Consider the following 23,107-nt stretch of genomic DNA (forward strand, 5'->3'; position numbering starts at 1 on the left):
CAGATCCAATCGTACTAATAGAGACTAAATTCTCTGACATTCTGGTGCTATCTTAGCGGTATCTCCGCCATTAGGGTAAAAGTAAAGGGCTTTGAAAGCATATAACAGTTATCATGAACTTATTGTATCAAGACACACATTTTGCTTTTGGTTTTGTTGGGACAAGAATTAATATGAAGAATTTTATAGATTTCTATCTTCTATGAAATAGGTAAAAACCCATAAATTGAGAAAATACCAGTTGCGTTAAGTGAGCTAAACAAGAATTACTTGTAAACTAGGTTTACTTTAATTGCATATATTATTAAAATAACTTCAGCAAAAAATTCGCAGAACTTTACATGGACTGGATTACACTACTGCGATCGCTACAGTCTGATTTTATCAAAAGGTTATCATCTGGTTGTTTACTGCATTGCGAAACCGAAGGTCAATACAGTGAGTTAACAGTCATTTCCGGTGAACGATTAAAAGCCTTGCGGAATTTTTGCTGGCAAATGGCAGAAAAATATAAACGAGTTTCGCCAGTGCGGGATGTTTTCATTAGCTACCTCAAAGGGAAATTAGGTGAGGAAGTCGTTAAAGAACGTCTAGCTGATTTGATTACAGAAGTAGACTATGAAAAGCGATTTGGCGGAGATGGTAAAATAGATTTTACCCTGACATCTGATCCATCAATTGGCGTTGAAGTCAAATCTCGCCACGGTAGCATTGAGCGAGTAAGATGGTCAGTTAGTTCAGAAGAAGTAGAAAAAAATGCAGTGGTAGTTTGCATTTTAATTCAAGAAGCTGTGCATGAGGCTCAATCAGAATATCACCTATTTTTAGCTGGGTTTCTCCCCACCAGAATGATTAAGTTAAAGACGGGTAGTATCTCTTTTGGGATTGAGCAATTATTGTATGCGGGTGGATTGTATGCCTATTTAGAATATTTACAATCTCACAACAATCGTCATCCGATTACTCAAACCTATATACTAGAGAAACAGCAAATTAAAGCAGAGATACAGCAACCAATCATCGCTAGAAAAGCTGAAAATAACAACGCCTTTATTTACAACAATCAAGATTTGAATATAGATTGCAAAAAATTAGGCGATGAATGTTTAGCTAAAGGGGAATATACAGAGTCTATCGATTATTATAGTCAGGCATTGAAATTAGATTCAGGCAACACAGAAATATACTATCAACGTGGTATTGCTTATCATCAACTCGGAGATTATGAAAGAGCGATCGCAGATTATTCTCAAGTCATCAACCTCAATACAAATGATGCTAAAGCCTACTATAGACGCGGTTCAGCACTATCACAAATAGGTAATTATGAGGCAGCAATTAATGATTATACCCAAGCGATTCTCATCAATCCTCATGTCGCTATCACCTATAAAAACCGTGCCGAAGCCCGTTCCTTTTTAGGAGATAATCAAGGCGCAATTGAAGATTATACTCAAGCAATTAAAATTAATCCCCAGTATGCAGATATCTCCAAAAATCCTGATATTGCCCGTTATCTTGTCAAATACCAGCCGGGATTTAATCAAATAATTCCGATTAAATCACAGGATGCCAATGCTTATAAAAATCGGGGTAACGTGCGGGCTGAAATTGGTGATTATCAAGGTGCGATCGCAGATTATACCCAAGCCCTACAGATTAATCCCCATCTAGCTGATGTGTATTATAATCGGGGCAATTTGCGCTGTGATCTAGGTGATGAAGAAGGGGCGATCGTAGATTACACTCAAGCTATCCAAATTAATCCTAATTATGCCGATGCCTACTACAATCGTGGCAATGTTTACACTGATATGAAAAATCTGCAAGCAGCAATCACAGACTTTCAAAAAGCAGCAAATATTTATCATCAAGAAGGAAATTTAGCAGCCCTTAAAGATGCAAAAGATAGAATATTAGAAATAGAAATCATAGCATCTATAGATGTGTTAAATTTTTAAATATTGTGTACTCAGTTACATACTTCCAACAGTATTTTTCCGACCTATGCGTAATTGTGATTGAAAAATGGGAAATACAAATTTAGTAATCGCCTGAAATCAGAGTTTACAACATGATTTTAAGTTTAAAAAAACTCACTCAAGTTTGTGCTGTCCTATTATTACTCAGTGCTAGCAGCATCCATCAATCAGCTATAGCTAACACCAACAATCAAAGACAAACATTAGCAAAGCAGCACATTAAATCAGCTAATTCTCAGACGAATCCAGTTTTTCAAGCAATTTTGCCTAAATTAAAGCAAAATAGCCGCATTAAAATTTTATTACCTAAATATATTCCTGAAGCTGACGGCACAAACCCAATTTACGCCATTCTCGAAACATCCACACCCAAAAAATATGACATTCTCTTGGGATTCACCCCTGACTGCAATGGTGGGACAGCTTGTCGTTTAGGTGTAGTATCGGCTGAAGCCGTGACGCGCAAAACACCACGCCTCACTGGTAAACGCGTCGTTTTAGCTAAAAGAATCACTGGTTACTTTGTCGATTCTCGTTGTGGTGCTAACTGCTCAGACGCTACCCTAACTTGGCGGCAACAAGGCGTACAGTACAGTCTAGGGTTAAAAGCCGGTAAGCGTGAATCTTTAATTGAAATGGCTAACTCTGCTATTAGTCCATGAGTTGAGGGAGTGCTGAGTTATGAGTGCTGAGTGGTGAGTAGTGAGTGCTGTTAGCGGTAGCGCGGCGTTTAGCCGGTGCTGAGTGATGAGTGTTCATGGAGAAATAAATTCTACCTTGTCCCCAATCCCCAATCCCCAGCGAAGCACTGAGCTTGTCGAAGTGTCCCCAATCCCCAATCCCCAATCCCCAGTCCCCAGTCCCCAGTCCCCAGTCCCCAGTCCCCAGTATCAAAAATATTTACCCATATTCGCAACATCGTCAATGCAGCTTAAGTCTTATTATGAGCAATAAGGGATAAATCTAAGTATCTGGGAATGTGAGGAATGTCAAATCTGGTAAAACGTAAGTCCCGTAAACCCAAACTCAAACGCCGTCCTTTAGGATTAATCTTGACCATTCTACTTTGGAGTTTGGTTATGGGTTGGTTACTAGCCATAGCTACTAGCGCGCAAAGTGCCACCCCCACATCAGACATTGGTACAGTTGACGTAGTTCCTGCCAGATATCAACTAGGACAAGAACTATATTTAGAAAATTGCTCTAGTTGTCACATTGCATTACCACCGGCGGTTTTGCCCACCCAAACTTGGAAAAACATCTTAGAAGAGTCACAACACTACGGCGTAAATATCAAGCCTTTATTAGATCCCAGTCGGAATCTAGTGTGGAGATATCTTTCCACTTTCTCTCGTTCTCACTTAAAAGACGAAGCAACACCTTATCGGGTGAGTAATTCTCGCTATTTTAAAGCATTACATCCCCAAGTCAAGTTACCGCAACCTTTGCAGATCAGCAGTTGTGTCAGTTGTCATCCGAGTGCGAAGGAGTATAATTTTCGCAAGTTGGGTTCGGAGTAGGGATTGGGGATTGGGGACTGGGGATTGGGGATTGGGGATTGGGGATTGGGGATTGGGGACAAGGTAGACTAGGTAGACTAGGTAGACTAGGTAGACTAGGTAGACAAGGTAGATTTTATTTCTTCACTCACTACTCAGCACTCATTACTCAGCACTCAGCACTCAGCACTCAGCACTCATTACTCAGCACTCAGCACTCATTACTCAGCACTCAGCACTCAGCACTCAGCACTCCTCACTCACCACTCCTCATCTGTGGGCGAAATGATACTATTAAAGGAGTTTACAATTTAAACCGCGAAATCAAACGGATCATCTAGATATATAGATGGAACCTTAATTTTGCTATTTTGCTGTTTTTGAGTTAATTTCCCTCTCATACCTATCCATTACTTACATACAATGGCTAGGTTGGGTTAAGTTCTTATAATCAATATAATAATCAAACCCTTTTAATTCCCATCCCCTCAATTTAGTTCCATAATCTGCCATGCTAAAACTCTTGTTGGGCGACCCCAACGCTCGTAAGCTGAAAAAATACCAACCCTACATTACAGAAATTGATCTTTTGGAAGAAGAGATACAAGCTCTTTCTGATGAAGATTTGAAAGGCAAAACAGCAGAGTTTAAACAAAGGCTTGCCAAAGGCGAAACCCTTGATGATCTTCTGCCAGAAGCCTTTGCCGTGGTGAGAGAGGCAGGAAAACGAGTCTTAGGGTTGCGACACTTCGATGTCCAGTTATTGGGCGGTGCGATTCTGCACACTGGGCAAATTGCGGAAATGAAAACCGGCGAAGGTAAAACCCTAGTGGCTACTTTACCGAGTTATTTAAATGCTCTTACAGGTAAGGGAGTACACGTAATCACGGTGAATGATTACCTGGCTCGTCGGGACGCAGAATGGATGGGACAGGTGCATCGTTTTCTGGGTTTGAGTGTGGGTTTAATTCAATCAACCATGAATCCCAGTGAACGTAAGAAAAATTATGATTGTGATATAACTTACGTTACTAACAGCGAAGTCGGCTTTGACTATCTGCGAGATAACATGGCTACATCAATGGCTGATGTAGTGCAGCGTCCTTTTAACTACTGTGTAATTGACGAAGTAGACTCAATCTTAGTTGATGAGGCGCGGACACCCTTAATTATCTCTGGTCAGGTAGAAAGACCGACAGAAAAGTATCTCAAAGCGGCGGAAATTGCTTTGACGCTGAAAACTGAAGAACATTATGAGGTGGACGAAAAAGCTCGTAACGTTCTCTTAACAGATGAAGGTTTCGCAAAGGCGGAAGAACTTTTGGGTGTAACAGATTTATTCGACCCCGAAGATCCTTGGGCGCACTTTGTCTTTAATGCAATTAAAGCCAAAGAACTGTTCCTCAAAGATGTGAATTACATTGTCCGCAATGGGGAAGTAGTAATTGTTGATGAATTTACCGGACGGGTGTTACCTGGAAGACGCTGGAGTGATGGCTTACACCAAGCCATTGAAGCTAAAGAACACGTAGAAATTCAGCCAGAAACCCAAACCTTGGCAACAATTACTTATCAAAACTTGTTCTTGCTGTATCCCAAATTGTCAGGGATGACAGGAACAGCGAAGACAGAGGAAGCTGAGTTTGAGAAGATTTACAAATTAGAAGTTACAGTTATTCCCACCAATAGAATCAGAAAACGGGAAGACTTATCTGATTTGGTATTTAAGAAAGAAACAGGTAAATGGCGGGCGATCGCTAATGAATGTGCCGAAATGCACGAACAAGGCAGACCCGTCCTAGTGGGAACTACTAGTGTAGAAAAATCGGAATATCTCAGCCAATTACTCAAAGCACAAGGCATTCCCCACGAATTACTCAACGCTAGACCAGAAAACGTAGAACGGGAAGCGGAAATTGTCGCTCAGGCAGGAAGAAGAGGGGCTGTAACTATCGCTACCAACATGGCGGGGCGTGGTACGGATATCATCCTTGGTGGTAACTCCGAATACATGGCGCGCTTGAAACTGCGGGAATATTTGATGCCTCGAATTGTCAGACCAGAGGACGAAGATGTATTTGGTGTACAAAGGGCATCTGGTTTACCTGGGGGACATGGCGGCGGTCAAGGTTTCACCCCTGGGAAGAAAGTCAAAACTTGGAAAGCTTCACCAGAGATTTTCCCCACCCAACTTTCTCAAGAAGCCGAAAAATTATTAAAAGAAGCTGTAGATTTTGCGGTGCGTGAGTATGGCGATCGCGCTTTACCAGAACTAGAAGCAGAAGATAAAATCGCCGTAGCCGCCGAGAAAGCACCCACCGACGACCCCGTAATTCAGAAATTGCGGGATGCTTACAAGCGGGTGAAGCAGGAATACGAAGAATTTACCGAACGCGAACATAATGAAGTGATAGAACGGGGTGGACTGCACGTCATTGGTACAGAACGCCACGAATCACGCCGGATTGACAACCAGTTGCGGGGACGCGCCGGACGACAAGGCGACCCTGGTTCAACAAGATTCTTCCTGAGTTTAGAGGATAACCTACTGCGGATTTTTGGAGGCGATCGCGTTGCCGGTTTAATGGAAGCCTTCAACGTAGAAGACGATATGCCCATTGAGTCGGGAATGTTAACCCGCAGTTTAGAAGGCGCGCAAAAGAAAGTTGAAACCTACTACTACGACATCCGTAAACAGGTGTTTGAGTATGACGAGGTGATGAACAACCAACGCCGCGCCATCTACGCCGAACGTCGCCGGGTTTTAGAAGGTCAAGACCTGAAAGAACAGGTGATTAAGTACGCTGAGAAGACGATGGACGATATCGTTGACTACTACATCAACCCTGATTTGCCCTCGGAAGAGTGGGAACTAGACAAATTGGTGGAGAAAGTTAAGGAGTTCGTCTATTTGCTATCTGATATGCAGGCTAGTCAATTAGAAGACATGGGAATGGGCGAGATTAAAGCCTTCCTGCATGAACAGGTACGCATTGCCTATGACCTCAAGGAAGCGCAAATTGACCAAATTCAGCCAGGATTGATGCGTCAAGCTGAACGTTTCTTCATCTTGCAGCGCATCGATACCCTGTGGCGGGAACACCTGCAACAAATGGACGCTTTGCGTGAGTCCGTTGGTTTGCGTGGTTACGGACAGAAAGACCCGCTTATTGAGTATAAGAGCGAGGGTTATGAGTTGTTCTTGGATATGATGGTCAACATCCGCCGAGATGTGGTCTACTCGCTGTTCATGTTCCAGCCGCAGCCGCAGCCAATGGTGCAAACTTCTGAGATGGTGTAAGGAAATAATTTGACGCAAAGACGCAGAGGCGCAGAGAATTTTAGAAGTGCCTCTGCGTTTTTTTGGCGTTGCATAAATGCGGGATGAATTGGGACTTTTATACACAGCAGAATATTGATTCTTTGCGCCTTTGCGCCTTTGCGTGAGACAATTCATATTCTCAATCAGCAACGCCGGAGTTTTCAAAATTGAGACTTACAACCGCTTTTCCATCAGAGCATCAAGTTTCGCTAGTATTGTTAAGCCTTCTTCTGGCTTGCCAACAGCAGCCATTGCTTTAAATCTTGTGTAGGCATCATATTCTGCCAAAGCAATAGTAGAAAGTTCTTCAATCAGTTTATTGACACTGATACCTTTGGCTTGAGCAAGTTCTTTCAATCTATTATGCTTATCCTCTGGTAAACGGATAGTTAATGTTGACATTTTGTTTAGCTCCTAATAATTTCTTCTGGTTTTAAGATTGATAAGTTCGGAAACAATAATTGAGCATTTTGGAAATCTTTAACATTGTAAGTTGCAATGATTTGAGCATTTCCCGCAACTGCTAACTCAATTAAATGATTATCAGCTTCGTCTTTTAAATTAGGTCGCCATAAATAGTAAATAGAAATCCATTGACTTACGCTCATTAATGATGCTAGTAAAACAAAAATTTCTTCACTATTTAAAGGGCATTTGGCAATAATTTCTTCTCTTTGAATTACCGATTCATACTCAGAAAATAAAGCATTACCCATTAAAGGTTGATATTCACCTGTCAAGCAGCGTCTAATCAGTTCTCGACTTATACCTTGAGAGCTAATAAGCGCACTAATAAAAACACTGGTATCAACTACAATTTTAATCGCCATGTAATTATGATAGCATATACGCTATCATAAAACCTCTAGCTAAAAGAACTAATCACTCGTCTCACCTTGTCAATCTGGTAGGATGCTGTAGTATAAACATACTGATAAATCCTGGCTTGGGAGTCGCTAGGGTGAAAAAATCTGGATTATCTGGTATGAACTACTTGCTAATTTTTCATTAATTGATACACTTGTCCTTCATTATCCCTATGATTTAGCACCTATGGTGCATATTAAGCGCGTCGAACTCACTAACTTTAAATCCTTCGGTGGGACTACCTCAGTTCCTTTGCTACAGGGGTTCACCGTCATCTCTGGGCCAAACGGTTCGGGGAAGTCGAATATTTTGGATGCGCTGCTGTTTTGTTTAGGACTGGCTAGTTCTAAGGGGATGCGCGCCGATCGCCTACCGGATTTGGTGAATAATACTCAAACGGCGAAAAGTCGCGCGGCGGTAGAAGCTAGTGTGACTGTGACTTTTGATTTATCTGATTTGGTAGATGCTAGTGATCAGTTAAGAGTAGTTAACAGTGATGAAGAATTATTACAAAATGAGGAACAAACGGAAGAGCAGCCAACTGTAAATGGCAATGGTAATGGCCATAAGCCAACAGAATGGAGTGTCACCAGAAAGTTACGGGTGACTCATCAAGGGACTTATACGTCGAATTACTATGCTAACGGTGTATCCTGCACACTGACGGAGTTGCATGAGCAGTTGGAGGATCTGCGGATTTACCCAGAAGGGTATAACGTGGTGCTGCAAGGGGATGTAACTAGTATTATCTCGATGAATGCTAAGGAACGTCGGGAAATTATTGATGAGTTGGCTGGGGTGGCGGCTTTTGACCGTAAGATTAATCAGGCTAAGGCTACTCTGGATGAGGTGAAGGAAAAGGAAGATAGTTGTCGGATTATTGAGAATGAGTTAACTTTACAGCGCGATCGCCTGTCTCAAGATAAAGCCAAGGCAGAGAAGTATCAAAAGTTACGAACAGAATACTTGCATAAGCAATCTTGGGAAGCGGTGTTATCTTGGCGTTCTTTGCAAGCACAGCAGGAAAAGTTAGCGACGGAAATTCAAGCGGGCGATCGCAATTATGCGGAATCTACTACTCAACTTACAAGTCTGAATGGGGAAATTGCCCAAAAAACGGCGGAATTAGAGCAACTCAATGCCCACGTTAAAGCTTTGGGTGAGGAGGAATTATTAGCAGTACAATCTACCCTGGCTACCCAAGAGGCGGAACGCAAGCAACTGGAACGTCAGCAAGCGGAGTTAACTAACGCTTCCCAAGAATCTGCAAGGCGGTTGACGCAAACTCAGCAGGAAATTCAACAGCATCACCAGGGTTTGAGTGAAATCGCCCAAGCACAGGGTTTAGAACAGCAATCTATTGTCTATTGTCAGCAGCAACGGGATGAAGCTCAACAAGCTTTAGAAAAGTCCCGTGAAGCCGCCGCAGCGATCGCTACAGCTTCGGAAGCTTGGGTACAGCAACAAACTGCACTCAATCGTCAGATTGAAACTTTGCTGCAAACTCTAGAACCACAGCGCACTGAACAAGCACAACTGAGAGAACGGAATAATCAGTTACAGGAGTTAATTCAAGAGGAAACGCAGTTAATTGCTAATTTAGAGCCGCAATTAGTAGAAAAACAAGCGGAATGTTCTAAGTTAGAAGCCGAGTTTAATACTTCTAGTGAACCCATTCAAGATTTAGCTCAAAATCTCACCGCCACTGAACAGGAATTACAAATCCAGCAAGAAACTCAAAAGCGGTTATTGCAAGAACAACGGGAAAAGCAGCGTCAGTTAGATAAAATCGATGCACAAACTCAAGCACAGCAAGAAGTCCAGGGAACGCAAGCCAGTAAGGTGATTATTCAGTCAGGATTACCTGGCGTTTGCGGCTTGGTGGTGCATTTGGGACGGGTTGAACCCCGTTATCAATTGGCGTTAGAAATTGCGGCGGGGGCGCGTTTAGGGCATATTGTCGTGGACGATGACGGAATCGCCGCCGCCGGAATTGAATTACTCAAGCAAAAACGCGCCGGAAGAGCAACTTTTTTACCCCTAAACAAAATTCAAGCTCCTAAAATAACCCAAGATGCAACATTGCGGTTAGCTAACGGCTTTGTCAGCTATGCGGTGAATTTAGTAGAATGCGATCGCCGTTATCGGGATGTATTTAATTATGTTTTCGGTAACACAGTTGTATTCAGCAATTTAGAACAGGCGCGGAAAAATCTCGGTTTATATCGCATCGTCACCTTAGATGGGGAATTACTAGAAACTAGTGGCGCGATGACTGGCGGTAGCATGAACCAGCGTTCCGCGTTACGTTTCGGGAAAGGAGAAGCGGCGGAATCAGATGAAGCCGTGGCGTTAAAGCAGCGTTTGCAGGATATTGATAGAATTTTAGACCGTTGTACGGAAGCGATCGCTACTTTATCATCTAGAAGTAAGCAATTATCCCAAGAACTCACGGAAGCGCGTCAAGCAAGGCGAGAACAGCAGTTGCAATTGGAACAGTTGCAAAAAGATATTAAAAGTTTAACAGCCCAGTTAGAAGGGACGCGATCGCAACTCACCCAAAACACCGAAAAATTTCACACCGCCCAAACTCGTCTGGAAGTATTAGATAATGAACTCCCAGGACAAGAAACGCAATTACAGCAATTACGCCACACCCTAGCCGATTTAGAAGCCTCCCAAACCCCCAGCGAATGGCAACAAATCCAAGGGACAATAAAAATCCAAGAACAGCAATTACAGCAACGGGAAACCGCTTTTAGAGAAGCCGAACAACGATTAAAAAATTTAGAGAATCAACAACAACGTCTGCAAGAACGCATCCAAGAAGCCGAACAACGCATCACCCAATATCAACAAGAACAACAAACCCAACAAACCCAAATCGCCACCCTCAGCACTCAGCACTCAGCCCTCAGCACTCAAATCGCTGCTACCCGCGCCCAAATGAGTGAAATGGAGAAAAATTTGGGTGAAGAGAAACAAAAACGGGACGCATTAGAACAACAAGTGCGATCGCATCTCCTGCGTCAGCAACAATTAGAATGGGAAATTCAAAAGCTAGAAGAAAGCCAACTCAAACGGCGTGAAGATTTAGCAGCCCTGCAAAGCCAATTACAGGAACTCGCCCCCGAATTACCCAATCCTTTGCCGGAAGTCCCCGATCAGGTAGACTTAGAAGAATTGCAGAAAGAATTGCGATCGCTAGCCAAACGCTTACAGGCAATGGAACCTGTGAATATGTTGGCTTTGGAAGAATACGAACGCACCCAAAACCGCCTCGAAGAACTCAGCCAAAAATTGCAGACATTAGAAGCCGAACGCACCGAATTACTTCTAAGGATTGAAAACTTTACCACGTTAAGACAACAAGCCTTTAAAGAAGCCTTCGACGCTGTCAACGAAAACTTCCAATCAATTTTCGCTACCCTGTCCGATGGTGACGGCTACCTGCAACTCGATAACCCCGAAGATCCCTTTGCTAGTGGCTTAAATTTAGTCGCCCACCCCAAAGGAAAACCAGTCCAAAGACTCGCTTCTATGTCTGGGGGAGAAAAATCCCTCACCGCTTTAAGCTTTATATTTGCGCTGCAACGCTACCGCCCTTCACCCTTTTACGCCTTTGATGAAGTAGATATGTTTCTGGATGGGGCAAACGTTGAACGTTTATCAAGAATGATTAAAAAACAGGCACAACAAGCCCAGTTCATAGTTGTGAGTTTACGTCGTCCGATGATAGAATCAGCCGAACGCACCATTGGCGTTACTCAGGCAAGGGGAGCTTACACCCAAGTTTTGGGAATTAAATTACAATCTTCCCATACATCTGCTTGAGTTTTTGTTAATAATAGTGTATAGATAAACCGGATTCGAGATCAGGACTCCGTATAGAATGACCTCTGAACAAATAATTAGGCGTTCCGACATATTAAATACCCAGGTAATTACCCGCGACAATGGCAAACGATTAGGTATAGTCAGCCAAGTTTGGGTAGATATTGATCAAAGAGAGGTTGTGGCTCTTGGTTTGCGAGACAGCCTGATCTCTATCTCTGGTCTACCGCGCTATATGTACCTGAGCAGCATCAACCAATTCGGTGATGTCATCCTGGTAGATAATGAAGATGTCATCGAAGACGTTGAAGTTGAAGCTTTCAGCAACTTGATGAACTGGGAAGTCATCACCGAGACAGGTGAAGTCTTAGGTAGAGTGCGGGGCTTTAAGTTTGAAGCTGAAACAGGTAAGTTAACCTCCATTATTATCGCCTCCCTGGGAGTTCCGCAAATTCCCGACCAGTTTTTGAGTACCTACGAAATATCAATCGAAGAAGTTGTCAGCACAGGCCCCAGTAGATTGATTGTATTTGAAGGGGCTGAAGAACGAGTTAACCAATTAACAGTCGGCGTACTAGAAAGACTAGGTATCGGTAAAGCACCTTGGGAAAGAGGCGCAGAAGAAGAATACTACTCCGCACCCCGCGCTGTCGCACCCTCTAATCAACTCCCCAGTGGTGTACCATTACAGCCACCCAAGCCCAAAGTCCGCACCCCCGAACCTGTAGCCATAGAAGAAGAATGGAATGAGGACTACATAGAAGAAGAAAGACCACGGCGTGAAGTCATGAAGGCGCGGTCTTACGAGTCCATTCAATACGAAGAAGACGAAGAAGATAACTGGGGTAATGAAGCCGCAGACAAAGACAGATATAAAGAACCACCAGCTAAACCCTACAAGCCCTACAGCAACGATTACGACGACTATGATGATGTAGAAGGCGACGCTTGGGAAGATACACCCCCACAACCTGTGAATATTCCCAAGAAAGTCAAAGAAAGACAGCCAGAATACGAAGAAGAAAGCGGATATTAACGGCTTTACATAAAAATACCCCAGTTTTGATTCACAGGACTGGGGTTATTTTATGGTTTTTATAAATTTACTTTAGTGCTTCAAATACTTGATTATTCAACTTCTAATTGATATAGTCGCAACCCTTTCTTAGCACTCAAATCAAATTGCAATCCCACTTCCATTTCAGTAGTTGCTTGCAGATCATTCACTGGCTTATCATCAATTTTAATACTATTAATAGCAACTAAATAACAACAAGATGTATTTTCATTGACCAGGAAAACTTTTTCCCCAACAGATAATTTAACCTCTTTAACTATTGCAACCACTGCATTAGATTTCTTAAACCACTCAGTAATTTTTCCAAATTCTCTAATCTGCCCTATGAATTCCTTACGTTTTATCACCTCATAAGTTACTAATTCGGCAAGTGCCTGAGATAAAGAATCTACAAAGTCGCATAATTCTAATAATGCACTAGCACCAAGAACCTGATCAGGAAATCCATGTGCTGCATCATTACGATAGGCAATAAATTCATTAAGTTCACCTTCCGCAGTATTTTGATTTCCTCTAATTTCTTTTAAGAAATTTTGGATGGATCTATGTTTCTCTACCCATATCCAAGTATTTGGTATGCCAGCATTTGCAAATAGTCTTTCTAGAGTTTCCTTCCGTAAGTTCTGTTCATGAATAAGAAAAGCATCTGGCAGTAATTCATACTGTTTTTCACCGGTATTTCCATAAAATAAACCTTGCATAACTTTTTCAGAAGTCAGATGTTCATACCTGCTTTTCTTAAGTTCAGTTAGTAATCTTCCTACTCCCATCTGGTGAGTATTTCTGATTGTTTCCTCTAAATCTGAATAACGTTGATATAAGCCTGGTAAAAGTATTAACCAATCACTGATTAATTCTTCTACAAAACGCTCATAGATTGCATATAATCGTGTTACTACAGCACAGTGGTCGTAAATTCTCCACTCTTTCGCTTTCGGTATATCTTGTAAAAGTTTACCTATTATGATTTCTGTTTCTTCGTGTATTTCTGTCTTCATAACAGCATCCGAAGCAAACGCGATCTCCATCAGCCTATCATTAGTTTTAATAATGGAACGGACAGTATTAATATTAACTCTTACTGTCATTAATATATTCTGAAACATCGCTATTTTAACCTGCGATGACTTGAGATAGCATTTCATCAAATAATCTGATTCTTTCCTTCATATCAGACTGGGTTCGCCCTCCACCAGTAAATAGTTTGGATGTATCTTCTCGGAACAGTCTTTTTGTTTGCTCAATTACCATTAACTTTCTTTCCAACAAAGTCTCTGCATTTGATAAATGTCTACTAAAGCCGACCATAACCGCATCATAATAAGCTTTATAAGATTTGTCTTGCCATGTGTCAGTATTAGGATCAAATGGTTTAAATAAATTATTTGAGTATATTTGATGTGCTAAGTTAATGGTTTTGACGAAAATATCTTTAAGAAATTCTATATCTTCGTCGGAAAAATTTAAACTTTTCATCATATATAAATCCAGGAATCCTTCCATACCTCTCCGAAAATCTTCTATATGACGTAAAGCAAAAAAACGAAGAACTAGCTCAGTATCTTCCATCTTCTTATATAGATTATTTTTATTAAGTTCATCCTGATTATCAATTGGAATTTCCCAAGCTTCCGCAAATGTAGAATTATTAGCAAGATTAAGTAAGAGTTGATTAAATTTACCATAATACAGGCAGTTACGTACTTCTTGGCGACTTAAAGCGACACCACCTGTATTTAGTCTTTCAAAGGCAAGTTGCTTTAATTGCAATGCTTCTTCAGGATCAGACGCTGATTCGGTAATCAAAACTATAGATGATATGGAGCGACGATCAATACCCGCTTTTACTTTGATCGGAAGATCAGCATATGTCTTACCATTTAGTTCTGGCCAAAGTTCTAGTCCTGTCAATTTCAAACGGTTACTATAAAAATCATGCAGTGCAGTAATTCTTTGTTGACCATCCATAACTTCATAACAGTTAAAATCTTTCTCGTAAAGCACAATTGGAGGTACAGGAATGTTAATCAAGAATGACTCTATTAATCTTGATTGCTTCTTTGCATCCCATCGAGTTCTTCTTTGGTAAAAAGGACGCACATCCATATATCCAGGCTTTTTTAAAGCTTCCACAAAACTAGGTAGCTTTTCACGGTTCATTTCAGTTAATATTCTTTGCTCACCAGACTCATACTTTTTGTTGATATCATAATCAGACATTCTGATTTGATTTCTAGAGGGTGATTTTTCCCACATTTTTTGCTCTGTTGGTGCAAGAAGAATCATTGTCTATATCCTTATAAATATAAGACTGTTAATTTCTATCTATAATTATATCTTATTATTGATTATGCAAATAATGTACGAAAGGGCTATCTTTTATTAGTAGTCCGCCACAAATATTATTCCAATAAGATTTATATAACTGTACCAACACTAGTTACATAGCAATTTATGTAATATATTTGTCTTGTAAGATTTATAAAAAAAGTAAATTTCCTATTCTCTATCTTCTATAAAAAATGGTAAAAGTGCAACTTGCTTATCCTAAAATCCCAGACAGCAAAAATTGTCCGTGGGAACGCTGTATAGCTTTTGAAAAATATGATGGCACCAATCTCCACTGGGTATGGGATTGTGAACTGGGTTGGTATGCTTTTGGTACACGTCGCGATCGCTTCGATCTTGATGATATGGGAATTGCACAATTCAATCAAGCACATCCAGGGCTAGAAACTGCGACTGAGATTTTTCAGAAAGATTTTGCTATTCCCTTAGAAACAGTGTCCACTTCTCACGAAGAACTATTGATTCCACTCAACCCAGAAGTAGAGGCTAATATTATCGGTGGTGTTAAACTAACTTCCACTAATGAAGGTGGTAGAAATTCTACTAACATCAGTATTGAAGAAAATAATGCTAAAATTCGCGTCGAACTTGGAAAAGTAACACCAAACCAAACTTTTAGTAATAAATTTGGCAACTGTACCTCCTATTTTAATAAATTTACTGGTCAATTGAGTTTTTCTTGTACTTTAAAAGATACTTATCCAATTTAAAAACAAATTTGTGTCGTGGTAAATTTTACCAAGGTAATCTATTCCCATCCCATGAAAAAAATTGCCCACTATCACTTTTTTGTAATTTTTCAATAACTGCTAGTAATTGAGTAACAGTACGTTCAACTGAGAATAGTTTTTCTGCTGCTACATTGCGTTGGAATGGTCGAGAAAGTTGTGTATCAGTTGTACCAGGATGTAAAGTTATAACTACAGTATTAGGACAACTTCTAGCATACTCAATCGCCACATTTTTCATAAACATATTAAGTGCAGTTTTTGAGGCGCGATAACCATACCAACCACCAAGTTGATTATCAACTATGCTGGCTAGTTTAGCTGATATGGTAGCAAAAATAGCAGGCTCATTATTACGAAATAGGGGCAAAAGATGTTTAGCTAGAAGTACAGCACCAATACTATTTACTTGGAAGTAACGTAATAAATTATCTGCATTAATTTGTCTTAGGCTTTTTTCTGGTTGTAAATCTCCGTCGTGCAGTAGTCCGACACAATTAATTACTAAGTTTAATTTATCGGTTTGAGTGCGGATTTTTTGTGTAGCTTCAGAAATTTGTGATTCATCAGTAATGTCTAACACCAAACAAGTTAGACGGGGAGAATATTTATCTGCTAATGCTAGTAATTCAGCAGCAGATTCTGGTTGGCGATAAGTTGCATAAATATTGGTGATTCTTTCATCTTGCAGTAATTGCTTGACGAAACCTAACCCAATACCTTGACTTGCTCCTACAATTAGGGCATTACCATGATTAATTTCAGCAAAATAAGACATATTAGTATTAATTTATGATTTGGGTATTATCTCTATAAAATTACCACTTTGTCTATCACAAACCACTATAAATTCACTATTAGGCATTCTGAGGGACACAGGAATCATTTCCGTTGGTATTTCCCATAAAATACCTCCGTCTACCATACCAACACCTGGCAATGCGATGACTGTAATCTCTCCTGGTTTTAAACAACCAAGAACTTTCACTGGAATATTATCAAACATGATCTTGGGAATGGGGAAGGGAAAAATGTACGGATTTTTTCAACAATCAAACATGAATCATAATATTCAACTCCTTGATTAAGGTGATATTTCACCAAAAATAAACAAATAGATATTTTACTTGCCAATACAAAATTTACTAAAAATTCTATCAAGGACAGATTCAGTTACTTCTTCGCCAGTGATTTCTCCTAGTGCTTGAATTGCACCTCTTAAATCAATTGTCCAAAAGTCTAAAGGTAGCTGTTGGGTAATTGTGGCTTGTACTTGCGCCAGAGAAACTTTAGCTTGGGTGAGTGCAGCAGCTTGTCTTTGATTAATAGCTAAATCCATATCAGCCGCTTGTACTTTACCGGCTTGAACTATATCTAAAATTGCAGTTTCTAGAGCATCAATACCCTGTTTTTGGGCTGCGGCTGTGTGGACAATATGAGTAATATTGTGGGCAGATTCTAAAGAGTTAATTAATTGCTGTTCTACTAAGTCGATTTTATTAATTACCAGAATTAATGGACGGTGTTGTACTTGTGTGTAAATTTCTTGGTCTTCATCTGTCCAACCTGTAGCAGCATCGATGGTGAACAAAACTAAATCTGCTGTGTTGGCAGCTTGGCGCGATCGCTCGACTCCTATTTTCTCTACTCGGTCGGCTGTTTCCCGAATGCCTGCTGTATCTAGTACCTGTATGGGAATTCCCCCCACCACAAGCTGTGACTCTACGACATCGCGAGTTGTGCCAGGTAAGTCAGTAACAATGGCGCGATCGCTCTGACTCCACGCATTCAACAAGCTAGATTTACCCACATTCGGACGACCCACAATTGCTACTTTTAACCCTGTACGCAGCAGTTCACCTTTGTCTTTTGTAGCTAATAATTTAGTAATCTCTGCGGCGATACAATCAATATCTGCTATTATCTGTTTATCCTCCAACGGAGGCAAGTCTTCCTCAAAATCGATCCGAGCCTCAATCTCTGCTAATATATCCAGACAGTTAGCGCGTAACTGCCGGATGGGATGAGCTAATTTTCCCTGTAACCCAGCTAAAGCAGTTTGAGCCGCCTGGGGTGATTTCGCACCAACTAAATCAGCAATACTTTCTGCTTGGGTTAAATCTAATCTGCCATTCAAAAAGGCGCGCAGGGTAAATTCTCCAGGCTGTGCCAGTCTTGCACCATTTTCTAAACACAGTTGCAACACCTGCTGCACAGCCATAATTCCGCCGTGACAATGGAATTCCACCACATCCTCACGGGTGTAAGAACGAGGTGCTTTCATGATGAGTAACAAAGCCTCATCGACAAGCTGTAGTGTTTGGGGATGGCGAATGTAACCGTAGAGAATCCGGTGACTTTCCCAAACTTGTCGCCCTGGGGCGTAAAACAGAATTTGAGCAATAGTCATGGCTTCAACACCAGACACCCGCACAATACCCACACTACCCTGTTGGGGGACAACAGCAGTAGCGATCGCAGCAATAGTTCCAGTCGTGGCGAATTGTTGAGACATAGGGGGAGGGGTGTAAGGGAAGGGTGTAGGGGAAGTCAAGGGAAAACTATTGACTAGCCTTTATTCTCAAATGGTAAGTATTTAGACTAATTTGAGATCATACAGCAAGGTAAAATCTATCTGTAAAGTAGAAAATCACAACAGAAGAATCAAAATCTACTTTTCCTAGTCCCCAGCCCCAGAAAAAGTAAAAAGGAAAAGATACTTTACCTTTTTCCTTTTGCCTTTTGCCTTTTACCTTTTGCCTTTATCCCCAGTCCCGATTTTAGAGTCAGAGAGGAATTGACAGTGGAGCAGAAAATTAACTGCGCGCAAGCCTGCATTAACGGTTGTGTTTTAGGGGATCAATGCCCAAACATTGAGTATAGAGAAGCCGCATCAAAATTTATCGCCGAGACTTCTTTGGATAGAATGCTACAAATTGCGGAAGAACGTCTCAAGCGAAAGATGACAGAACCACCGAAATGGGTTTTTCCTGACGAACAGTAAATAACCCTGGAAAATTAAATAGTATTTGGATCTATACCTAATTCTCGCAGCTTCGCCTCCAAGCGATCGCTGCGTTGTTTTTCTTGTTCAGCACGCTGTTTTTCTTGTTCAGCACGCTGCATTTCCAGGTGTGCAACTTCTGCTGGTGTCAGCACGAGTTCACCGTCAGCTGTGTAGAACCGTAAACTCTGCTGTTCAACCCCCAAATATAACTCTAACTGCTGACTCCATAACCTACCTTGGGGGTTGGGTGTTATTGGTTCATATTTACCAGCCAGTAAAACAAACCCAAGGAATTCTAAATTATTTGGATCAAACCAAAAGTATTCCGGCGTGCGGAATATGTCTTGGTAGATTTGTTTTTTCAAGCCTCTATCAGTAGACGAAGTAGAATCTGATAGTAGTTCTATAATCACATTGGGATACTTTCCGTCTTCTTCCCAAACAACCCAACTTTTACGGGGTTTGCGTTCTGTTCCCAATACCACGAAGAAATCGGGGCCGCGAAAATGTTCTGATTTTAACTGTCTTGGACTATAAAAAATAGTGAGATTACCAGCCGCAAAAAAATCATTGCGGTCTTGCCACAACCATTCTAAGGTGTTTAATAACAGGATTAATTGCTGTAAATGTAAATAACTTTCCAAAGGTGGCTCATCACTGTATAAATCCCCTGGAGGAAAGATAACATATTCTGGGTTTGTTAAATCTTCAGCTACAGACATGGCAGCAAATCTCTCAGTCCTATAAATTTAGCCTAACAAAAATATATATAGGGAATAGGGCATTGGGCATTGGGCATTAGGCAGAGGGTATGAGAAATACTGTCTACCTTGTCTACCTTGTCCCCAATCCCCAGTCCCCAGTCCCCAGTCCCCAGTCCCCATTCCCCATTCCCCATTCCCTATCCCCCATTTCCATTAATATCAATCCCTAGCGCAATTTGATAAACTTGACTCCGATTCAGGGAAGTATATTTAGTCAATTGTCGGCTAGCTTGCGATCGCGATACACCTTGACGAATTAATTGTTCTAGTTCAGTTTTGAGTTGTGCTTCTGTCAGTAGGGTTTGACTGGGGGATTTCCTGCTACTACTAAAGTGTATTCCCCTTGGGGTTCTTTTTGTTGATAATGGGCGATCGCTTCCTCAAGACTTCCCCTCCAAAATTCTTCATACAACTTAGTTAACTCCCTCGCCAGTACAATTTGGCGATCGCTTCCCCAAATATCTGCTAAGTCTTGTAAAGTATCTCGTAATCGGTGCGGCGATTCGTAGAAGATTATAGTGCGAGATTCTGTTTGTAAAGTTTCCAAATGTTCCCGCCGTTGCTGACTTTTCGCAGGTAAAAACCCCTCAAACACAAACTTATCTGTAGGTAATCCCGCCGCACTCAACGCTGTAATCGCTGCACTCGCACCAGGAATAGGTACTACGGGGATTTTCGCTTCAACGCAAGCCTTCACCAATTCATACCCAGGATCAGAAATTCCTGGCATACCAGCATCACTGACTAAAGCGATCGCTTTACCATTTTGTAAATGCTCTAATAATTCTGGGATGCGACTACTGCGATTATGTTCGTGGTAACTTGTCTGCGGTGTTTTCACCTGTAAATGTTGTAAGAGTTTCCCCGTGTGGCGCGTATCCTCAGCCGCAATCAAATCCACATTCTGCAAAATCCGCACCGCCCGCAAGGTAATATCTTCTAAATTACCGATGGGTGTACCGACTATATATAGTGTTCCTGGTTTGGGATCTGTCTGCATGAATGGGGACTGGGGACTGGGAATTGGGGATTGGGGATTATGACTATTAACTATTGACTATTGACTAATGACTACTAACGCCTTATTTGTAGGTTTAATCACCTTAGACTTAATTTACTTAGCTGAATCTGCCCCTCAAAATAATCAAAAGTTAGTTGCATCTGACTACACTGTAGCAGCAGGTGGCCCAGCTACTAACGCGGCTGTAACTTTTAGTTATTTAGGGAATCAAGCTACAGTTTTAGGTGTGTTGGGTTCGCACCCGATGACACAATTAATTAAGGGAGATTTAAGTAAATATCATGTAGCGATCGCTGATCTTGCACCTAGCATCAATACAGCACCACCTGTATCCTCAATTATTGTCACCCAATCTACAGGTGAACGAGCAGTAATTTCTATCAACGCCGTGAAAACTCCGGCCGATGTTGCCTCAATTCCACCAGATATCTTAAAGAATATAGATATTGTCCTCATCGATGGACATCAAATGCAAGTGGGATATGCGATCGCTAACATGGCTAAATCTCTCAATATCCCCGTAGTTATAGACGGTGGTAGTTGGAAAGCTGGTTTTGAGCAAGTCTTACCATTAACAGATTACGCCATTTGCTCGGCTAACTTTCATCCCCCCAATTGTCACTCCGAAGCAGAAGTTTTCGCCTATCTCCAAACTTTGGGAATTCCTCACATCGCCATTACCCACGGAGAACAACCCATTACCTATACCAGTCAAGGTCAATTTGGGAATATTACTATACCTGCCATCCAGCCAGTTGATACACTAGGTGCTGGAGATATTTTTCACGGTGCTTTTTGCCACTATATTTTACAAGCTGATTTTACTCAGGCTCTCAACCAAGCAGCAAACATTGCAGCCGCAGCTTGTCAACATTTTGGTACGCGTCGCTGGATGGAATTAAGGAGTGAGAATACATGAAGGACTTACAAGAAATACTAGCGATCGCTCGTGCCGTTGGTTGGGGTGCAGCAGAAATATTACAATCCTACTATCACGGCACTGCCACAGACTCTAACCTCAATATCCAATATCAACAAAACGAACCTGTCACTGTTGCAGATGTCACTGTCAGTCAATACATCTTACAAAAGCTACAAGCTGCTTTAGGTAACGCAGATTTTGCTTACGTTAGTGAAGAAACCTATAAATCTCAACTTAATCAACAGCATACACATGATTGGGTATGGATTATTGATCCTCTAGATGGCACGCGTGACTTTATCGACAAAACCGGAGATTACGCAGTTCACATCGCCCTAGTGCAAGCACACAGACCAGTGTTATCTGTGGTAGTTTTACCAGAAAAAGGGAAACTATACTATGCCACTAAAGGCGGCGGTACATTCGTCGAAACCCGCGATGGTATTTTTCCCGTCAACCTGCTAGCTAGTCCCAACACCAAGCCTATTGAAGATTTAACCCTAGTTGTGAGTCGTTCTCATCGCCACCCCACCTTAGAATATTTATTGCAAAATTTACCCCTACACCATCAAAAAGCTGTGGGTAGTGTCGGCTGTAAAATCGCTACCATTCTAGAACAACAAGCAGACATTTACATTTCTCTGTCTGGGAAATCAGCCCCCAAAGATTGGGACATAGCCGCACCAGAACTGATTTTGACAGAAGCCGGCGGACAGTTTACTCATTTCAATGGAAATCTGCTACAATACAATACTGGCGATGTCAATCAATGGGGTGGATTGCTCGCAAGTAATACTCAGTATCACAATACCCTGTGTCAAGCAGCAGCAGAAATATTAGAGCAGCTAGCAAACACCTCCCATTAGGAAAACTTTCCTGGTGATGCACTGCCCTTAAATTTTCATTTATATTACCCAGTTGTTACAGCGAATCCTCTATCGCTGTGTTATGCTTGTGAATATCAGAATTATCTTCGGTTGAGTAACTCCTTTTGATTTATAAAAAGCGTCTCTCCGAATTTAACTCTCTACACTTGTTCAATTCGGAGACATTGTATGTCAATTTATATCGGTAACTTGTCCTATCAAGTTACAGAGGAAGACTTGAAGCTTGCCTTCGCAGAATATGGCAAGGTTAATCGCGTTCAGCTACCAACTGATCGTGAAACAGGTCGTCCTCGCGGGTTTGCCTTTGTTGAAATGGCAACAGAGGCTGAAGAAAGTGCTGCCATTGAAGCCCTTGATGGTGCTGAATGGATGGGGCGCGATCTGAAAGTTAACAAAGCTAAACCCCGTGAAGAAAGAAGCCCTCGCGGTGGCGGTGGCAGTTGGGGTAATAACAATCGCGGTGGTCGCCGCTACTAAGAGATTTTTTCACAAAATTAACTTTAGAGTCTCCAGCAGATAAAGCCAAAGGCTCGACCTGCTGGGATATTTTTTTTGTCTCCAGTCTTCAACTATTCATCCACATAAAGGAGGAATGAGAATGACACAAGTAGTTTTAGGGGAGAACGAAGGCATTGATTCAGCATTACGGAGATTTAAACGGGAAGTTTCCAAAGCGGGAATTTTCCAAGACATGAGAAAGAAACGTCACTTCGAGACACCGTTAGAAAAAGAAAAGCGGAAAGCAGTTGCTAGACATAAGCAAAATCATCGAAACCGTTCTCGCTACAGGTAAGCTGCATATCTTTATAGACAAGCATCTATTAGCAAAATAGTCGCATCAGCTTCA

The 23,107-nt window shown here is 41.5% G+C and carries 23 protein-coding genes and 1 pseudogene; 13 read left to right on the top strand and 11 right to left on the bottom strand.

Going from position 1 to position 23,107, the window contains the following annotated elements:
* Positions 1 to 341 precede the first annotated feature (341 nt).
* Positions 342 to 1,961 (top strand): tetratricopeptide repeat protein, encoded by a 1,620-nt coding sequence (locus CV014_RS05810; protein WP_236141159.1) that lies wholly within the window; start codon positions 342 to 344, stop codon positions 1,959 to 1,961.
* A 113-nt stretch (positions 1,962 to 2,074) separates the two neighbouring features.
* Entirely contained in the window at positions 2,075 to 2,644 is a 570-nt protein-coding gene (locus CV014_RS05815; RefSeq protein WP_236141160.1) for a hypothetical protein, read from the top strand.
* On the opposite strand, the gene CV014_RS05820 is transcribed toward CV014_RS05815, so the two are convergent.
* Positions 2,634 to 2,876: a hypothetical protein gene (locus CV014_RS05820; RefSeq protein WP_236141161.1), complete on the bottom strand. Its 243-nt coding sequence runs from the start codon at positions 2,874 to 2,876 to the stop codon at positions 2,634 to 2,636. The genes CV014_RS05815 and CV014_RS05820 overlap by 11 nt on opposite strands.
* Before the next feature lie 92 nt (positions 2,877 to 2,968).
* On the opposite strand from CV014_RS05820, the gene CV014_RS05825 reads away from it, so the two are divergent.
* The 3 genes from CV014_RS05825 to secA all read left to right on the top strand — a co-directional run bounded on the left by CV014_RS05825 (position 2,969) and on the right by secA (position 6,782).
* Positions 2,969 to 3,502, top strand: a complete 534-nt coding sequence (locus tag CV014_RS05825; RefSeq protein ID WP_236141162.1) for a cytochrome C — start codon at positions 2,969 to 2,971, stop codon at positions 3,500 to 3,502.
* A 38-nt stretch (positions 3,503 to 3,540) separates the two neighbouring features.
* Positions 3,541 to 3,822 (top strand): hypothetical protein, encoded by a 282-nt coding sequence (locus CV014_RS05830; RefSeq protein ID WP_236141163.1) that lies wholly within the window; start codon positions 3,541 to 3,543, stop codon positions 3,820 to 3,822.
* 170 nt (positions 3,823 to 3,992) lie between these two features.
* Positions 3,993 to 6,782, top strand: a complete 2,790-nt coding sequence (secA, locus tag CV014_RS05835; RefSeq protein ID WP_236141164.1) for a preprotein translocase subunit SecA — start codon at positions 3,993 to 3,995, stop codon at positions 6,780 to 6,782.
* A gap of 195 nt (positions 6,783 to 6,977) precedes the next feature.
* Here secA and CV014_RS05840 read toward each other — a convergent pair whose 3' ends face one another.
* The gene (locus tag CV014_RS05840; RefSeq protein ID WP_236141165.1) at positions 6,978 to 7,205 is read right to left on the bottom strand and encodes a toxin-antitoxin system HicB family antitoxin; all 228 of its coding nucleotides are present in this window, start codon (positions 7,203 to 7,205) and stop codon (positions 6,978 to 6,980) included.
* Between the two features lie 5 nt (positions 7,206 to 7,210).
* Positions 7,211 to 7,633: a putative toxin-antitoxin system toxin component, PIN family gene (locus tag CV014_RS05845; RefSeq protein ID WP_236141166.1), complete on the bottom strand. Its 423-nt coding sequence runs from the start codon at positions 7,631 to 7,633 to the stop codon at positions 7,211 to 7,213.
* A 223-nt stretch (positions 7,634 to 7,856) separates the two neighbouring features.
* On the opposite strand from CV014_RS05845, the gene smc reads away from it, so the two are divergent.
* Both smc and CV014_RS05855 read left to right on the top strand, forming a co-directional pair.
* Positions 7,857 to 11,504, top strand: a complete 3,648-nt coding sequence (smc, locus tag CV014_RS05850) for a chromosome segregation protein SMC (protein ID WP_236141167.1) — start codon at positions 7,857 to 7,859, stop codon at positions 11,502 to 11,504.
* 58 nt (positions 11,505 to 11,562) lie between these two features.
* Complete coding sequence (locus CV014_RS05855) at positions 11,563 to 12,540, top strand: PRC-barrel domain-containing protein (RefSeq protein WP_103138315.1); 978 nt, start codon at positions 11,563 to 11,565, stop codon at positions 12,538 to 12,540.
* 92 nt (positions 12,541 to 12,632) lie between these two features.
* On the opposite strand, the gene CV014_RS05860 is transcribed toward CV014_RS05855, so the two are convergent.
* Both CV014_RS05860 and CV014_RS05865 read right to left on the bottom strand, forming a co-directional pair.
* Positions 12,633 to 13,670, bottom strand: coding sequence for an MAE_28990/MAE_18760 family HEPN-like nuclease (locus CV014_RS05860; RefSeq protein WP_236141168.1), 1,038 nt, complete (start codon positions 13,668 to 13,670; stop codon positions 12,633 to 12,635).
* A 25-nt stretch (positions 13,671 to 13,695) separates the two neighbouring features.
* Positions 13,696 to 14,868, bottom strand: coding sequence for a DUF262 domain-containing protein (locus CV014_RS05865; RefSeq protein WP_236141169.1), 1,173 nt, complete (start codon positions 14,866 to 14,868; stop codon positions 13,696 to 13,698).
* A 236-nt stretch (positions 14,869 to 15,104) separates the two neighbouring features.
* Here CV014_RS05865 and CV014_RS05870 point away from each other — a divergent pair, with 236 nt between their 5' ends.
* A complete protein-coding gene (locus CV014_RS05870) occupies positions 15,105 to 15,641 on the top strand; it encodes a hypothetical protein (protein ID WP_236141170.1) in 537 nt (178 codons plus the stop codon).
* A gap of 25 nt (positions 15,642 to 15,666) precedes the next feature.
* On the opposite strand, the gene CV014_RS05875 is transcribed toward CV014_RS05870, so the two are convergent.
* The 3 genes from CV014_RS05875 to mnmE form a co-directional block, all read right to left on the bottom strand.
* Positions 15,667 to 16,437 (bottom strand): SDR family NAD(P)-dependent oxidoreductase, encoded by a 771-nt coding sequence (locus CV014_RS05875; RefSeq protein ID WP_236141171.1) that lies wholly within the window; start codon positions 16,435 to 16,437, stop codon positions 15,667 to 15,669.
* 12 nt (positions 16,438 to 16,449) lie between these two features.
* Positions 16,450 to 16,665, bottom strand: a complete 216-nt coding sequence (locus CV014_RS05880) for a hypothetical protein (RefSeq protein WP_236141172.1) — start codon at positions 16,663 to 16,665, stop codon at positions 16,450 to 16,452.
* A 117-nt stretch (positions 16,666 to 16,782) separates the two neighbouring features.
* Positions 16,783 to 18,174 carry a tRNA uridine-5-carboxymethylaminomethyl(34) synthesis GTPase MnmE gene (gene mnmE, locus CV014_RS05885; RefSeq protein ID WP_236141173.1) on the bottom strand — a complete coding sequence of 464 codons (1,392 nt, stop codon included), beginning with the start codon at positions 18,172 to 18,174 and terminating at the stop codon, positions 16,783 to 16,785.
* 288 nt (positions 18,175 to 18,462) lie between these two features.
* Here mnmE and CV014_RS05890 point away from each other — a divergent pair, with 288 nt between their 5' ends.
* Positions 18,463 to 18,663 (top strand): hypothetical protein, encoded by a 201-nt coding sequence (locus CV014_RS05890; protein WP_236141174.1) that lies wholly within the window; start codon positions 18,463 to 18,465, stop codon positions 18,661 to 18,663.
* Positions 18,664 to 18,677: 14 nt separating this feature from the next.
* Here CV014_RS05890 and CV014_RS05895 read toward each other — a convergent pair whose 3' ends face one another.
* From CV014_RS05895 to rsmI, 3 genes and pseudogenes are all read right to left on the bottom strand, one after another.
* Positions 18,678 to 19,388 carry a Uma2 family endonuclease gene (locus CV014_RS05895; RefSeq protein WP_236141175.1) on the bottom strand — a complete coding sequence of 237 codons (711 nt, stop codon included), beginning with the start codon at positions 19,386 to 19,388 and terminating at the stop codon, positions 18,678 to 18,680.
* 32 nt (positions 19,389 to 19,420) lie between these two features.
* On the bottom strand, positions 19,421 to 19,564 hold the full coding sequence (locus CV014_RS05900) for a hypothetical protein (RefSeq protein ID WP_236141176.1): 144 nt from the start codon (positions 19,562 to 19,564) through the stop codon (positions 19,421 to 19,423).
* Positions 19,565 to 19,567: 3 nt separating this feature from the next.
* A pseudogene (rsmI, locus tag CV014_RS05905) lies at positions 19,568 to 20,430 on the bottom strand (16S rRNA (cytidine(1402)-2'-O)-methyltransferase).
* Positions 20,431 to 20,497: 67 nt separating this feature from the next.
* Between rsmI and CV014_RS05910 the strand changes: the two are divergent.
* The 4 genes from CV014_RS05910 to rpsU all read left to right on the top strand — a co-directional run bounded on the left by CV014_RS05910 (position 20,498) and on the right by rpsU (position 23,053).
* A complete protein-coding gene (locus CV014_RS05910) occupies positions 20,498 to 21,370 on the top strand; it encodes a sugar kinase (RefSeq protein ID WP_236141177.1) in 873 nt (290 codons plus the stop codon).
* Positions 21,367 to 22,239: a 3'(2'),5'-bisphosphate nucleotidase CysQ family protein gene (locus CV014_RS05915; RefSeq protein WP_236141178.1), complete on the top strand. Its 873-nt coding sequence runs from the start codon at positions 21,367 to 21,369 to the stop codon at positions 22,237 to 22,239. The genes CV014_RS05910 and CV014_RS05915 overlap by 4 nt, the downstream gene beginning before the upstream one ends.
* 189 nt (positions 22,240 to 22,428) lie before the next feature.
* Positions 22,429 to 22,737, top strand: a complete 309-nt coding sequence (locus CV014_RS05920) for an RNA recognition motif domain-containing protein (protein ID WP_236141179.1) — start codon at positions 22,429 to 22,431, stop codon at positions 22,735 to 22,737.
* Positions 22,738 to 22,858: 121 nt separating this feature from the next.
* Entirely contained in the window at positions 22,859 to 23,053 is a 195-nt protein-coding gene (gene rpsU / locus CV014_RS05925; protein WP_103137440.1) for a 30S ribosomal protein S21, read from the top strand.
* Positions 23,054 to 23,107: the final 54 nt, after the last annotated feature.

Source organism: Nostoc sp. CMAA1605, assembly GCF_021596505.1.
Lineage (GTDB): Bacteria > Cyanobacteriota > Cyanobacteriia > Cyanobacteriales > Nostocaceae > Trichormus.